This window comes from Aureimonas phyllosphaerae (genome assembly GCF_047943035.1).
In the GTDB taxonomy this organism is placed as follows: Bacteria; Pseudomonadota; Alphaproteobacteria; order Rhizobiales; family Rhizobiaceae; genus Aureimonas; species Aureimonas phyllosphaerae.
This window is the reverse complement of the sequence record NZ_CP181348.1, coordinates 3,608,871-3,623,959: the sequence shown is the minus strand read 5'-3', so window position 1 is coordinate 3,623,959 and position 15,089 is coordinate 3,608,871. Positions and strand designations below refer to the sequence as shown.

12 protein-coding genes are annotated in these 15,089 nt (G+C 66.1%); 2 read left to right on the top strand and 10 right to left on the bottom strand.

Going from position 1 to position 15,089, the window contains the following annotated elements; genetic code table 11:
- Positions 1 to 56: 56 nt before the first annotated feature.
- From ACLNGM_RS17395 to ACLNGM_RS17375, 5 genes are all read right to left on the bottom strand, one after another.
- Positions 57 to 989: a LysR family transcriptional regulator gene (locus ACLNGM_RS17395; protein WP_416358479.1), complete on the bottom strand. Its 933-nt coding sequence runs from the start codon at positions 987 to 989 to the stop codon at positions 57 to 59.
- Between the two features lie 23 nt (positions 990 to 1,012).
- Entirely contained in the window at positions 1,013 to 3,223 is a 2,211-nt protein-coding gene (gene paoC, locus ACLNGM_RS17390; RefSeq protein ID WP_416355885.1) for an aldehyde oxidoreductase molybdenum-binding subunit PaoC, read from the bottom strand.
- Between the two features lie 4 nt (positions 3,224 to 3,227).
- On the bottom strand, positions 3,228 to 4,178 hold the full coding sequence (locus ACLNGM_RS17385; protein WP_416355884.1) for an FAD binding domain-containing protein: 951 nt from the start codon (positions 4,176 to 4,178) through the stop codon (positions 3,228 to 3,230).
- Positions 4,175 to 4,822: an aldehyde dehydrogenase iron-sulfur subunit PaoA gene (gene paoA / locus ACLNGM_RS17380; protein WP_416355883.1), complete on the bottom strand. Its 648-nt coding sequence runs from the start codon at positions 4,820 to 4,822 to the stop codon at positions 4,175 to 4,177. Before paoA ends, ACLNGM_RS17385 begins: the two co-directional genes overlap by 4 nt.
- A gap of 329 nt (positions 4,823 to 5,151) precedes the next feature.
- Positions 5,152 to 5,514, bottom strand: a complete 363-nt coding sequence (locus tag ACLNGM_RS17375) for a hypothetical protein (protein WP_416355882.1) — start codon at positions 5,512 to 5,514, stop codon at positions 5,152 to 5,154.
- A 268-nt stretch (positions 5,515 to 5,782) separates the two neighbouring features.
- On the opposite strand from ACLNGM_RS17375, the gene ACLNGM_RS17370 reads away from it, so the two are divergent.
- Entirely contained in the window at positions 5,783 to 6,502 is a 720-nt protein-coding gene (locus ACLNGM_RS17370) for a response regulator (RefSeq protein ID WP_416355881.1), read from the top strand.
- Positions 6,499 to 8,001 (top strand): ATP-binding protein, encoded by a 1,503-nt coding sequence (locus ACLNGM_RS17365; RefSeq protein ID WP_416355880.1) that lies wholly within the window; start codon positions 6,499 to 6,501, stop codon positions 7,999 to 8,001. The genes ACLNGM_RS17370 and ACLNGM_RS17365 overlap by 4 nt, the downstream gene beginning before the upstream one ends.
- Before the next feature lie 76 nt (positions 8,002 to 8,077).
- Here the strand turns inward: ACLNGM_RS17365 and ACLNGM_RS17360 are convergent, their stop codons facing one another.
- From ACLNGM_RS17360 to ACLNGM_RS17340, 5 genes are all read right to left on the bottom strand, one after another.
- Positions 8,078 to 9,280 (bottom strand): MFS transporter, encoded by a 1,203-nt coding sequence (locus ACLNGM_RS17360; RefSeq protein ID WP_416355879.1) that lies wholly within the window; start codon positions 9,278 to 9,280, stop codon positions 8,078 to 8,080.
- Positions 9,281 to 9,466: 186 nt separating this feature from the next.
- Positions 9,467 to 10,375 carry an SMP-30/gluconolactonase/LRE family protein gene (locus ACLNGM_RS17355; protein ID WP_416355878.1) on the bottom strand — a complete coding sequence of 303 codons (909 nt, stop codon included), beginning with the start codon at positions 10,373 to 10,375 and terminating at the stop codon, positions 9,467 to 9,469.
- Between the two features lie 95 nt (positions 10,376 to 10,470).
- Entirely contained in the window at positions 10,471 to 11,499 is a 1,029-nt protein-coding gene (locus tag ACLNGM_RS17350; RefSeq protein ID WP_416355877.1) for a substrate-binding domain-containing protein, read from the bottom strand.
- A gap of 44 nt (positions 11,500 to 11,543) precedes the next feature.
- A complete protein-coding gene (locus tag ACLNGM_RS17345) occupies positions 11,544 to 12,545 on the bottom strand; it encodes an ABC transporter permease (RefSeq protein ID WP_416355876.1) in 1,002 nt (333 codons plus the stop codon).
- A complete protein-coding gene (locus ACLNGM_RS17340) occupies positions 12,542 to 15,082 on the bottom strand; it encodes an ATP-binding cassette domain-containing protein (RefSeq protein ID WP_416355875.1) in 2,541 nt (846 codons plus the stop codon). The genes ACLNGM_RS17345 and ACLNGM_RS17340 overlap by 4 nt, the downstream gene beginning before the upstream one ends.
- Positions 15,083 to 15,089 lie beyond the last annotated feature (7 nt).

Sequence of the window (15,089 nt, the reverse complement as noted above, 5' to 3'; positions counted from 1 at the left end):
TTAACGCGTCGCCTTGCGGAGACGATGGCTCTGCATGGTGCCGACAATCGCCAAGATTATCGGCTTCGGTCGGGAGCGCGGATCGTCCCGGCTTCTAAAGCCCTATGTCGCAAAGCCTCCACCACAGCGACGAAAGCTGGCGAGGACTGCCGCCGACTGGGATAGTAGAGATGATATCCGTCCCAGTAGGGTGAGAACTCTTGTAGCACGCGGACCAACCTGCCTGCCTCGACGTGAGGCAAGATGACATCTTCGGGGATGTAGGTCAGGCCGTGACCTTCGAGTGCGGCGTCGAGGCAGTGGAAGGTGTTGTTGAAGGCGAGCTGCCCGGTCACTCGGACTCTGATCTCGTGACCGTCCTCCTCGAACTCCCAGGCGTAGAACGTTCCCGATCCCTGCAGGCGGAAGTTGATGCAGGTGTGCGCGGTGAGATCCTTGGGATGCGTCGGAACGGGGTGCTCGGCGAAGTACGAAGGCGAACCGACCACCGCGAGGCAGAAGTCCGGCCCGATCCGAGCCGAGATCATGTCCTTCGCCAGATGCTCGCCCATGCGCACGCCTGCGTCGTAGCGCTCGGTCACGATGTCGGTCAGTCCGTTGTCGAGAACGAGTTCGACCGAGATGTCGGGATAGCGCGGCAGGACGTCCTTCAGCTTCGGCCAGATGACGTGCTTGAGGGCGTGGTCGGATGCCGCGATCCGGATCGTGCCAGCCGGCTTGTCGCGAAGTTCCCCGAGTGCCTCGAGCTGCGCCTCGATCTCGTCGAGATGAGGTCCGATGCTGTTGAGAAGCCGCTCGCCGGCGTCGGTCGCCGACACGGCGCGGGTGGTGCGCGTAAGCAGCCGGACGCCCAGACGGGCTTCCAGCTGCCGGATCGTATGGCTGAGGGCCGACTGCGAGACGCCCAGTCTCGCCGCCGCCTTCGTGAAGCTGCTCTCGCGGGCGACCGCCAGAAACGCGATCAGATCGTTGACGTTCTCGCGGAGCAACCCTTCACCCTTCTCCCATCCGGTCACGCCACTTCGGGCATGCTTTCGAGGAGTTTGTCCAGAGTGACGGGATAGTTCCGCACACGGATGCCCGTAGCGTTGTGGATCGCGTTGGCGATGGCCGCCGACACGCCGCAGAGGCCGAGTTCGCCGACGCCCTTGGCCTTCATCGGCGAGGACATCGGATCGGTCTCGTCCAGGAAGATTACCTCCTGATGCGGGATGTCGGCGTGAACCGGGACCTCGTAACCGGCGAGATCGTGGTTGACGAAGAACCCGTACCGCTTGTCCACGGCCAGGTCCTCCATCAGCGCGCCGCCGACCCCCATCGTCATCGCACCGATCACCTGGCTCCGTGCCGTCATCGGATTGAGGATGCGGCCTGCGGCGCAGACGGCCAGCATGCGGCGCACCCGGACCTCCGCGGTCGCCATGTCGACGCCGACCTCCACGAAGTGGGCTCCGAAGGTCGACTGCTGGTGGGAGGTCGAGAGGTTCTCTCCGAATTCGATGGCATCCTCGGCTTCGATCTCGCCATTCGACGCGGCATCGACGAGGGGCACCTCGCGGTTGCCCGACCGGACGACACCGTCCACGAACTCCGCCTCTTCCGAGTTGAAGCCGAGCTTGCCGGCGATGGCCTCGCGAAGCTTGACGCAGGCGGCGTAGACGCCGGCGGTCGAGGAATTGGCGCCCCACTGGCCGCCGGAGCCCGACGAGACGGGGAACGACGAGTCACCCAACGTCACCTGCACGCGGTCGAGCGGCAGGCCCATCATCTCGGCCGCCGTCTGCGCGATGATAGTGTAGGAGCCGGTACCGATGTCGGTCATGTCCGTCTCGACCGTCACCACGCCGTCCCGACCGAGGCGCACGCGTGCGCCGGACTTCATGACCGCGTTGTTTCTGAAGGCCGCAGCGACGCCCATGCCGACCATCCAGCGTCCATCCCGCACCTGCGCGGGGCGAGCGTTTCGGGCGCTCCAGCCGAACTCTTCTGCCCCCTGAATGAAGCAGTCCACCAGTCGACGCTGCGAGAACGGGCGTGAGGGATCCTCGGGATCGACCTGCGTGTCGTTCAGGACCCTGAACTCCACCGGATCGAGACCGAGCTTCTCCGCCATCTCGTCCATGGCGATCTCGAGGGCCATCAGGCCCGGCGCCTCGCCCGGTGCGCGCATGGCGTTGCCCTCCGGAAGATCGAGCACCGCCAGACGCATGGCTGTCAGCCGGTTCTCGCCGGCGTAGAGAAGGCGGGTCTGCGCGACCGCCGTCTCAGGAGCACCGCCGGGCTGGTCGCCCGACCAGCTCTCGTGCGCGATGGCCGTGATGCGTCCGTCGGTTCCAGCTCCAAGACGAATGCGCTGGATGGTGGCGGGGCGGTGCGTCGTGTTGTTGGCCATCAGGGGACGGGTGAGGGCCACCTTGACCGGTCGGCCGGCGGCGCGGGCACCGAGAGCCGCCATGATCGCGTCGGCGCGCACGAAAAGCTTACCGCCGAACCCGCCGCCCACGAAGGGCGACAGGATGCGCACGTTCTCGGGCGGGAGCTTCAAGGTCCTGGCGATGTCGCCGGCTCCCCATGCGATCATCTGGTTCGATGTCCAGACGGTCAGCCGGTCGCCCTCCCATTCGGCGAGGGAAGCGTGAGGCTCCATCATCGCATGGCTCTGGTCGGGTGTCGTGTACGTCTCGTCGAACGAGACCGGAGCAGCGCGGAAGGCGGACTCGAAGTCGCCGGCCTGCGTCGCGGGTGCGCCCCAATGACCGTCGCCCGCCATCGGCGCTTCGTCACGGGCCGCGGCCAGATCGTAGGCACCCTCGGATCTCTCGTAGGAGACGCGGACCTTTCCGGCCGCTTCACGGGCCTGCTCGAAGGTCTCCGCTACCACGACGGCCACGGCCTGATGGTAGTGGTCGACGTCCGGACCCGCGAGGAGCTTGACGGTGTTCATCGCCCCCTTACCGAGTTCGCCAGCGTTCTCGTGGGTGACGATGGCGACGACGCCCATCGAGCGGCGGGCCGCGGCGGTGTCGATGGAGGTGATGCGGCCCTTGGCGATGGCCGAGCCCACGACATAGCCGTAGGCGACGTTCTCGGCGACGTCGTGATGCTCGTAGGCGTAGGGCGCGGTGCCCGTCACCTTCATGCGGCCGTCGATGCGCTCGTGCGGCTGGCCGACGACGCGCAGCCGGTCGATCGGATTGGTTCCGGCGGGGGTGTCGAACTTCATCGGATCAGCTCCTCGCTTCCACCATCACCGCGCCGAGGGTTCGCTCCGCCAGCGGGATCTTGAAGGCGTTGTGTTCGGTGGTGCGGGCGTCCTGGAAGAGGCGGGCAGCGACGGGCTTGGGGCCGTCGCGCAGCCGCGCATCCGCCTCGTCGACCCGCCAGGGCTTCGGCGCCACGCCGCCGACGGCGACGCGGCCCGTGCCGTCCGGCTGGATCACGGCCGCGACCGAGACGACGGCAAAGGCATAGGAGGCTCGGTCGCGGACCTTGCGATAGAGGTGCCGACCTCCGAGGGGGGCGGGCAGGGTGACGGCGGTGATCAGCTCGCCCTGCTCCAACGCGGTCTCGACGTGCGGCGTGTCGCCCGGCAGGCGGTGGAAGTCGGCGATCGGAATGGTACGGGTCTCGCCGTCCGGCTTCACGGTCTCGACGCCCGCGTCGAGCACCCGCAGCGCGACGTTCATGTCGGACGGGTTGGTGGCGATGCAAGCGTCGCTGACCCCGACGACGCCGAGCTGGCGCGAGTAGCCTTCCAGCGCCGAGCAGCCCGAGCCCGGCTGGCGTTTGTTGCAGGCCATGTTGGTGTCGTAGAAGTACGGGCAGCGCGTGCGCTGGAGAAGGTTGCCGGCCGTCGTCGCCTTGTTGCGAAGCTGGCCGGAGGCGCCTGCCACGACCGCCCGGGTCAGGACGCCGTAGTCGCGCCGAACGCGCGCATCGGCCGCCATGTCGGTGTTGCGCACCAGCGCGCCGATGCGAAGACCGCCGTTCTCCGTCGCCTCGATCGTGTCGAGACCCAGCCGGTTGACGTCGATGAGATGGCGTGGCGCCTCGATCTCGAGCTTCATCAGGTCGAGGAGGTTGGTGCCGCCGGCGATGAACTTGGCGTCGGGGCGTGCGGCCGCGGCCTTGGCGGCCTCTGCGGGCGAGTTGGCGCGCTCGAAGGTGAAGGACTTCATGCGGGCCTCCCGGCGACTTCGGCCATGGCGTCGGCGATGTTGGAATAGGCGCCGCATCGGCAGATGTTGCCGCTCATGCGCTCGCGCATCTCCTCGTTCGTGGCTTCCATCGAACCCGTGAGATCGGTGGTGACATGGCTCGGGATGCCGGCCTTGACCTCTTCGAGGACGCCGACCGCCGAGCAGATCTGCCCCGGCGTGCAGTAGCCGCACTGATACCCGTCGTGCTTCAGGAATGCCTCCTGCATCGGGTGCAGATTGTCGGAGGTCCCGAGGCCCTCGATGGTGGTGATCTCGTCGCCCTCGTGCAGCACGGCGAGCGTCAGGCAGGCGTTGATGCGCCGGCCGTTGACCATCACCGTGCAGGCGCCGCATTGGCCGTGGTCGCAGCCCTTCTTCGTACCGGTGAGCTTGATGTGCTCACGCAACGCATCGAGAAGCGTGGTGCGCAGATCGAGGTCGAGTTCGCGCCGCACCCCGTTCACGGTGAAGGCCACATTCGATACGACAGGTTCGTCGACCCTTCCCCCTTCCGTGGGAGTCTGAGCCAGGGCTGCGACGGGAAGCGCGGTCGCGGCGGCGCAGGCCGTCGCGCTCGTCATGAGTTCGCGCCGGTTCAACGCAAGGTCTGGAAATCTCGACATGGATCGCTCACTGCTCGATGGTCCGCGACTAGGCTTGGCCGGACCCTTCGGCTGGGCGTAAGCCGGGTACCGGGTCCTGGCGGGCGGCGACCTCGCAATCTCGTGCGAACGGCCTGGTTGGCCGGTGCCGCGTGCTGCCCGTTCCGTACCTTGAAACTAATCTAAATCTCATCACGGACTACCGTCGTCCAGGGACATACAGTCATGAGCGGGATCGATGAATCCAACGCTCCATCGCGTTCCCTTGATCGACGGGCCAGGACGGTTTCGAAACGGCCATGGTGGCAGCGGGCGTCCGGAGCCCGCTGCCACCACGCGATTGTCACGGATCAGAAGCTGTCCGAGCCCGGCACGATCGAGCCGATGCCGCCGGGGCCAGCGGTGTAGCTCGCACCGGGCGTGCCGTTGATCACGCTCATCACGGCATCGCGCTCGGCGGCGTCGTCGACGGAACGGGAACCGGGAACCAGGGAGCCGCCGGGCGACGTAGCGTTCGGGAAGCCGTAGGACGTGCTCTGGGTCACGGTGCCGCTGCGCTGGGCGGCCGTCCCTTCGATCACGGACTGGACGGCAGCGCCGTCGCGGGCCCGCTCGTAGGTGTCCGAGCCCGGCACCACGGCGTTGGCGGTCGACAGCGAGGCGAAGGAGGCGGCGGTGAGAAGCGTGGCAGCGAGGATGTGGGTCTTGGTCATGGGAGCGTTCCTTAATGGGGCCTCGTCGGGCCGTTGGGGCAGGGATGTTGGCGATCCGCCGCTTCCCCGTGTTTGACGAGGATCAAGATATCCGCGACCTGTCGCAGCGCTGTGCCGCAACCGTCTGAAATTGTCCCAAAAGTGTATCGGTTCGGACAGTCGATCCGAAGCAACGGCCCGTCTTGCGACAAGTTGATACAGTTTTTCGCGCGATTTTCCGGCACCGTGGCTTTATGATGACCGCCGACCCTAAGTTCGAGACCATTCGATGGACAGCGTAGCCCACATCATCGTCGTCGACGACCATCAGGACATCCGCGACCTCGTCGGCAGCTACCTGGAGCAGCAGGGATACAGGGTGAGCGCGGCCGAGAACGGCGCGGCGCTGCGCCGCCTCCTGGAGCGCGGCATGCCGGACCTGATCGTCCTCGACATCATGATGCCGGGCGACGACGGGCTGACCATGTGCCGCGAGATCCGCGCCATGGGCGAGACGCCGATCATCTTCCTAACGGCGCGGGCCGAAGAAACCGACCGGGTCATCGGCCTGGAACTCGGCGCCGACGACTACCTGACGAAGCCCTTCTCCTCCCGCGAGCTTCTGGCGCGTATCAAGGCCGTGCTGCGCCGGGCCAGGCCATCCGGTCCCCAGCGCACAGTCCGGCGTCCGTCCACCCTGCGCTTCGACCGCTGGACGCTCGACGTCAGCCGCCGCGAATTGCAGGACGAGGACGGCGTCGGCGTGCCGCTCTCGACAGCGGAGTTCCGCCTCTTGAAGGTGTTCGTCGACCATCCCGGCGCCGTCCTGACCCGCGACCAGCTCCTCGACCTCACCGTCGGGCGCGAGGCAGAGCCCTTCGACCGGGCGATCGACAATCAGGTCAGCCGCCTGCGCAAGAAGGTCGAGAGCGACCCAAAGAACCCGACCATCATCCTGACCCATTGGGGTGGAGGCTACAGCTTCGTCCCTGAGGTGATCGCACCATGACCATCGCCTGGAGCCCTGTCGCGGGATTGAAGCGCGTCCTTGGCCGACGTCCTACGCACGCCAAACGGTGGAGCCCGTCCTACTGGTGGCACAAGAGTTTGGCGATCCAGCTGCTGGCGTCGATGCTGCTGGCCCTCTTCGGCAGCCTCGCCTTCGGCCTCTACATCTGCTGGGACGAGTACAAGGGTGCCATTCAGTCGGCGGCGAGGACCGAACTTCATAGCCGGTCGGCCGCGGTCGCCAGACTGATGGAGGTCGCCGACCCGAACCTTCGGGACGAACTCTCCCGCGTCAACAGCACGCAGTACACGCGGTTCTGGGTCGGGTCGGTCGGAACGCCCGACGTCGATGTCTGGGTCGACGAGGCCTTCGCTCGGTTCCGGACGCCCCTGCGCGACCTCCTCGGCGATGAGGCGGAAGACACGCCTGTCGGTAGTCCGGCCACCGGTCTCGCCTTCGAACCGGACGCGACGAGCGACCTGTTCCGTCACGGTGCGCGATGGGATGGCCCATCGGCTGGCAGTGCGAACGATGCGCCTCTTCGAGCACGTTACCTGGACTTCGCCGACCGGGATGGGGCCGGCGTGATCGTACCTCTCAGCGACGGGCAGACGCTCAACGTCGCCTTCTACAAGCATATCGTGCCATCGATCTGGGCGACGCCGCTACCTCTGACCTTGGCCCTGACGGCGGCTCTGGTGGCGCTCGTAGGTGTCTTCACCGCCAGACGGATCGCTCGTCCGCTTCGGCAGCTCACCACGGCTGCGGAATCCCTCGGACGAGGCGAGGCCGTCGAACCGCTGTGCGAATGTGGGCCGGACGACATCCGTCGCACCGCCGAAGCCTTTAACCGGATGCAGGAGCGCCTTCACCGCTTCGTGGAGGATCGGACCCGTATGCTGGCCGCGATCAGCCATGATCTGCGGACGCCCCTCACCACCCTGCGCCTGCGTGCCGAGCTGGTGGAGGACCAGAACCTCCAGGGACGGATGCTGTCGTCGATCGACGAGATGCAGGCGATGACCGACGCGACGCTCGCGCTGATCCGGCAGGAGACGACGGCGGAGGCGACGCGCACCGTCGACCTCTGTGCGCTCGTCGAGAGCACCTGCGAGGATCTGGCCGACCTCGGCTACGACGTCACGTTTGAGGCCTGCGAGCGGTTTCCCTACCGGTGCCGCCCCGATGGCCTCCGGCGTTCCGTGCGCAATCTCGTCGAGAACGCCGTTCGGTACGCCGGTCATGCGGCGGTTCGTGTCGTGATCACACGCTCGACCGTCGAGATCGTCATCGACGACGACGGCCCCGGTATTCCGGCCGACAAGCTCGACGATGTCTTCGCTCCTTTCTTCCGGCTCGAAGAGTCGCGTTCCCGCGAGACCGGAGGCACGGGACTCGGACTTTCGATCGCCCGTGCGATCGCTCGTCAGCACGGGGGCGACGTCCACCTGCGCCGCCGTCCTCGTGGACTGAGTGCCGCGGTCAGCTTGCCGGTGTGACAGCTCACCACCGCGTCCACTGGTCGCGTGGAGTACGCCATGATCTTCGGAGACAACCTTCCGAGGCATGTTCCACTCAGCGACCTTCCGCCGAAGACCTAACCATCACGATGGACAGGGCGCTCGCTGCAAGTGCCAAGGCGGCATATCCCGTCGCGATATCCATCAGCTCGACATGACGGGCCAGTGGACCCGCGACGAGGGCCGGGATCGCCGCCCCGGCATACGAGATGAGATAGATCGTCGAAAGCAAGCCGGCCCGTTCGTCCTGGCGCACGCCCAGCAGCAGCGAGCGGATGGCACAGGTCGACGCCACCCCCTGGGCAAGGCCGACCACGAGGCTTGCTGAAACGACGATCTCCACTGCGCCGAGATAGAAGCCGAACATGATCGCGAGGACGGCCAGCGAGAACACGGTCAGTCCGCCACGGATGCCGGAGACGGTCGAAAGGCGACCCGCCAGCGGACTTCCGAAGGGGTTGAGGACAAGAATCGAGGAGAAGACGATAGCGACCAGGAGGGGGCTTCGCGTTCCAAGGTAGTCCGTCGTGACCGACGCTCCGAATGCCTGATAGAAGCCGCCGAACGACCACGTCGCGACGAAGGCAGCGCCAGCTACCGTCAGGCGACGCCCGGCGTCGTTCGGGATCTCGAGACGCGGTCGCAACGACGCGAGCACGCCCCGCTTGCTCGCGACCGTCTCGGGGCTCGCCAGAAGCAGGGCCATGGACAGACAGGCCAATCCTGCAAGGGCAAGGTGCACGAAGGAACGAGGGGCCGGGCCATACTCCGCAAGAATGCCGCTGGCCAATGCACCAAGCGAGATACCGACCATCGGGGAACTCCCCGTGATGGCTGCAGGCAGCCACCGTGCTCGCGAGGGAGCGGTGTCGACGACGTAGGACCCCAACGCGGTCGATGCGATGCCGCAGGCCATTCCCTGCAGAACCCGCGCCACCGAAAGGGAGAAGGCACCCTTCGCCACGGCGAGGATTAGACAGGAAAGCATCGCGCAGACCAGGGCGCACACGGCGACTGGTCGGCGGCCGAGATAATTGGACAGCCGCCCGAGAACCAGGAGCGCGGTAGCCGCGGACAGGAAGTAGGCGACCGAGACCCAGCCGAGTTGCGTATCGGTGACGCCGTCCTCGGCGCGATAGAGCGAGAAAAGCGGGATCGGTGCACCCGAGACAGCGAAGACGAGAACGAGGGACGCGGATGCGATCAGGAATGGTCCGGAACCGTTCCATGGCGTGGGGGCGGGGCGCCTCGGCTGCATCGATCCGCTCGCTATCGTGATGTCAGGTGTTGTGGCGGATCGGCGCGATGACGACGGCCGCCCACGAGGGGTTCGATCCGGTCGGGCGGGCGAACGTAAGGTTTGAGTTCACTACGCTGCGGGGGAGGGGCGAATATGCCGGAGGCGTTCGCCGATCCGCCTTTCGGGATTCGATCGGGATCGATGTCAGCGGAGACGGCCGTTGACCTTCAGCCTGACGAGATACAGCGAATTCATGGCGCACACGTACATCAGGTTGCGCCTGGCGCCACCGAACGTCAGGTTGGCCGCGATCTTACCGAGCCGGATCTTGCCCACGAGGGCACCCTCGGGCGAGTAGCAGTAGACACCGTCACCGGTGCTGATCCAAAGGTTGTCGTCCAGATCGAGCCGCAGGCCGTCGAAGATGCCGACCGGGCAGTCCGCGATCACATCGCCACCGCCGACGTTCGCACTTTCGTCGATCCGGAAGGCGCGCACGTGGGCCGGCCCGTCGTCGAAATGGCTCTTGCCGCTGTCGACGACGTAGAGCCTCCGCTCGTCGGCCGAGAACGCCAGTCCGTTGGGCATCACCATATCGGTGATCTTCGCTTGGACCTCGCCGGTCCGCGGATCAACACGATACACGTGACATCCTCCGATCTCGGGATCGGCCTTGCCGCCGTCGAGGTCGTGCAGGATGCCGTAGGTCGGATCGGTGAACCAGACCGCGCCGTCCGAGGTGACGACGACGTCGTTCGGCGAGTTCAGGCGTCTCCCGTTCCAGCGATCGGCGATCGTGACGATGCTTCCGTCATGTTCGGTCCGGCTGACACGCCGGTGTCGGTGCTCGCAGGATAGCAGCCGGCCCAGCGGATCGAAGGTCTGCCCGTTGGGGTGGCCGCAGTCCTGACGAAAGACGCCGACGCTTCGGGTCGCCTCGTCCCAACGCAGGATCCGGTCGTTCGGTATGTCCGTGAAGAGGAGGTAGCGACCAGCCGCGTAGTATGCCGGCCCTTCGAGGAAGAGGCCGCCGGAATAGAGTTCTTCCGGTGGGAAGATCGGTACGACCATGTCCGCGAACCGTCGGTCCACGATCTCGTAGTGTTCGCTCATTGCGTGCGTCCCGGTGACCAATCGGTTATACGACCGAAGATGTCCGGTCAGGCCCGCCTCGACGGATATCGAGGCGAGCCTGATCGGAGGGCGACCTACTTCTTGCCGATCACATCCGCCAGGGTCGTGTCGTAGTCGTACTTCACCCAGGCGATGTCGCTGTCCGCCATGCCCTTGTAGCTGGCTTTCAGCTCGTCGAGCGTGAGGGTCGGGATGGGGGCCGTCATCTTCATCGGCACGTCGACGCCCGAGAGTTTCGCGACGGCCACGTTGACGGCCAGGCTGCCGATGCCCGGATCGACGTTGATCGCCACCGATTCGTATCCGGTTCGAGCATTCAGATCGAGCAGCAGGTTGATGTCCGAACCATCGAAGCCGTAGACCTGAAGCGGGACGTCCTGTCCCGCCGCCAGGAAGGCCTGGGCCGCGCCGAAGGCGGCGACGCCCTGCGAGAAGATGATGTCTACCTCGGACAGGGTCGGTAGGATCGTCGATACGCGCTGCTGGGCGGTGGACTGGTTCCAGTCGCCGTAGACCTCCTGGACGACCTCGATCCCTGGATACTTAGCGAGCGCCTTGGTGTAGCCGTCCTGGATCGCCTGCTCGGCTGCATTCCCGGCCAGTCCGCGGATATTCAGGGCGCGGCCCTTACCGTCCGTCCTGCCGGCGATGTACGTCACGTACTTCTCGGCCAGCTCGTCGTAGTCGAACTGGAGATCGATCGCCTTCGGGTTGGTGACTGAGCCGAGAGCCGTCGTTAGGACGGGGATCCCGGCCCCCACCGCATTGTCGATCGCGCCGTTCATGGCCGTATCGGAGAGCGGCTCGAGGATGATGAAATCGACACCCTGAAGGGTCAGGTTGTTCAACTGCTGGATCTGTGTCTGCGGGTCGCCCGCGGCGTCGACCACCGTCAGCTCGACGTCGCGGCCCTTCGCCTTCAGTTCGGACGCGGCCCACTGAGCCGCAGCCAGGAAACCCTTCTGCCAGCCGTTCCCTTGAAAGGGCATGGCGACACCGATCGTCACCTTGTCCTGTGCCTGGGCAGGAACGGAGCCTACCAGCGCGGCGAGGACCAGGCCGCCGGCCATCAGAGCCCGCTTGTCGACGATGCGAATGTTCATTGTATTCCTCCCGGTGATGTCTCGATCGACCCGCCTCCCGCGGGTCATCTCAGGTGTCGTGTGCGAACGGCGACGAGGCTGACGGTGACGAGGACGATCAGCCCCTGGATCACGTACTGGGCGCCGATGCCGAAGCGGAGCAGCATCAGGTCCGACTGCGCGAGCGTCAGGACGAGCGCGCCAAGAGCCGTGCCGACGATCGACGTCACGCCACCCGCGATCCGCGTCCCACCCACCACGACCGCAGCCACCGATCCGAGGAGGTAGCTGCGTCCGAGGTCGGCCGATACGCCGCCCTGGTATGTCGCCAGCAGGATGCCGAGCCAGGCAGCGAGCACGCCGGAAATCATGAAGGTCCAGAGCGTGGCCCAGCCCAGACGCACGCCTGCGAGCCTGGCGGCTTCCGCGCTCTGGCCCATCGCGTGCAGTCGAAGCCCGTAGACGCTTCGACCAAGGACGATCGCGAGAAGCAGAAGTGTCACCCCGGTCACGACGAGCGCACCGGAGATGCCCCAGAAGCGCAGACGTAGGAGGGCCTCGAGAGAGCCGCCGACGCGGTTGAAGCCGGCACTCTGGATCGCGACGATCAGGCTGTAGATGATGTAGCCCGTCGCCAGTGTCGCGACGATCGCGGGGATGCGAAGCCGGACGATGAGAAGCGCGTTGACGGCGCCGACGACCGCGCCGGCGGCCAGCGTGAGAAAAAGCGATCCAAGGACGTTACCGTCGCCGAGAAATCCTGCCGACATGACGTAGGCGCTGAAGGTGACGACGTAGGGCAGCGACAGGTCGAAGTTGCCCGAACCACTGGCGATGACCGTCATCTGGGCGGCACCGGCGAGGGCCAGAAACCCTGCGATCGTCGCGTTCGCCAGAAGGAACGACACAGAAAGGGTTCCGGTGATCGCACCCGCCAGTGCCCAAAGCAGGAGCGCTGCGACCAGGGCTCCGAGCCAGGAATGACCGAGGATGAGCGACAGGCGAGCGCCGCCGCGACGCTCATCGACATCCGGCTTGGATACGAGGGAGGTGTCGGCCGGCTTCATGAGGCGCTCCGCGACGTCATGGATCGGAAGCTCAGGGCGAGGATCAGGACCAGCCCGCCGATCGCGGTCGAGTACTCGGAACTGACGCCGAAGAGAACGAGATTGGTGGTGATCAAAGAGATGCCGACGACCGCCATCACGGCTCCGATCGGGGAGACGATGCCGCCTGCGAAGCTCGCACCTCCCACGACGACCGCGGCGATCGTCGCGAGAGTGAAGTTCGCGGCGACGTTGGCGTTACCGGCTCCCGTCGCAGCCGTGACGAACAGCCCGGACAGGACCGCGAAAAGCCCGGCCAGAGAGTAGAGCGTGATCCGTCCGGCTAGAGCCGAGTAGCCGAGGGAGAGGTAGGTCCGACGGTTCTGGCCGAGTGCTCTCAGGCGGACGCTGAAGCCCCAGCCACGGCAGAGCCACAGGCCGATCAGCGCGACCGCGACGAGCACGTAGCAGGCGAGCGGAAGTGGCCAGAGCTTGATCCGCGAGATGGCCGAAAGCCATTCGGGAGAGCTTCCACCCGGCGTCTCGCGGATCATCAGTCCGATGCCGAGCCAGACGAACGACGCGCCGAGCGTGGCGACAACGGACGAGACCCCCAGTCGTTCGACCAGAACGGCGAGGAGGACGTAGCCTGCGACAACCCCAGCTAGGGCGAGCGCGCCGACGAACGGCATGTCGATGAGGTAGGTCGCCGCCAGTACGTTCACCAGTCCGATCGCGAAGCCGAGGCCGAGATCGATGTCGCCTCCGAGTAGGAACAGCATCTGGGCGATGACTGCGAAGGCGAGGGGGAGCGACGCCTGCAGCAGCAGGTCGAGGCCGAAGGTGCTGAGGGCATTCGGCTGCTGCCAGAAGGCCAGGGCGAACATGCCGACCATCAGGAACGCCGCCGGCAGCGCACGCCAGCCGAGGAACCGTGCCGCATGGGAGACAGTCGAGGAACCTTCCGTCGCACCTGCAGGAACAGGGCGTCCGTCGATGACATCGTCCTGTGTCGGATGGGCGAACGAGGCACGGACGATGCGCTCCTCGCTGGCCTCGGCGCCCGCGAACTCGTCGACGATCCGCCCACGTGCCATGACGTAGACGCGATCGCACCGGCGGAACTCGGTGACTTCGGTCGAGTACAGGATGGCGCTTCTTCCCGCGCCCCGGACCTTGTCCAGGATCGCGTAGATCGAGGCCTTGGCCGATGCGTCGACACCGCGTGTCGGATCGTCGAGAAGGAGGAGGGGAGCCTCGCTGGCCAGCGCACGTCCGAGGAGGGCACGCTGCTGGTTGCCGCCGCTGAGACTGACGATGGGCGAGTCCGCACGATGGGCGAGTCCGAGGTCGTCGAGCCAGGCCATGGCCGCCGCCCGCAGGCCGGCAAAATCCACGAGGCCTGCTTTCGAAAACTTCGTTGCGGCGGTGATGGAGACGTTGTCCGCGACGGTGCCCAACGGCAGGAGACCTTCGCGCTTCCGGTCTCCGCTCACGTAGGCGATGTCGGTCGCGGCTCGGATCGTCCCCGTATCGCGGCCGCGGGCCGAGAAGATGGCCTGCAGCAGCTCGCGTTGTCCCGCTCCCTCCAGACCTGCGATGCCGACGATCTCGCCGTCGCCGACATGCATCTCGATGTCTCGCAGGCGACGGTCGGAGAAACCGGAGACCTCGATCACCATTCGTCCGCCGCGCACCGATCTTGCGGTGGTCGAGCGAGCCGTCTTCTCGGTCGAGGCGCCGAGCAGGGCGAGGAGCTGATCGTGCGTCAGGCCACGGCCTGGTCCGTCGAAATGGAGGCGCCCGTCACGCAGGACGACGACGCGATCCGCGAGGCGGACGGCCTCCTCCAGCTTGTGCGTCACGTAGATGATGGCGACGCCCTCGCGTGCTTTCCGCAGCACAAGGTCGGAGAGCTGGTCGGCCTCCTCCGACGACAAGGCGGAGGTCGGCTCGTCCAGGATCACCAGCCGTGTTCCTGGCTCCGTCGTCGCCCGCACGATCTCGACCATCTGCCGCTCCGCGATCGACAGGTCCGAGACCGGAGCGTCGATCGGAATGCGGTTACCGGGAAACGCCGCCATCCGTTCCCGCGCCTGCCTGGAGTGTCCTCCGATTGCAGGCGCCGATTTCGACAGCGAGGTGAGCGACAGGTTCTCCGCCACCGTGAGGTTCGGAAAGGTCGAGAGTTCCTGGAAGACGCGTTGGATGCCGCTCGCTCTAGCCAGGGAGGCGTCGTAGGCTTCGAACTCGACCGGTCGTCCCTCGAAGAGAAGTTCTCCGGACGTCGGGGCCAGCGATCCTCCGACGATGTTCAGGAAGGTCGACTTGCCGGCACCGTTCGGTCCCAGGAGGACGAGAACCTCACCAGCTCGGATGTCGAGACTGACATCGTGCAGGACCTTCGTCGGCCCGAACGACTTCGAGAGGTTCCGCACCGACAGGATGTTTCGCGCCTGGGGCGGCGCGTTCTCGACTTCCGTCGCGATGCTTTCCAAGGGAACCTCCTCACCATGGTTGCGCTGTAAAGCGCTATGCGTTCGGATCTCGCGGACCACGGAAGTC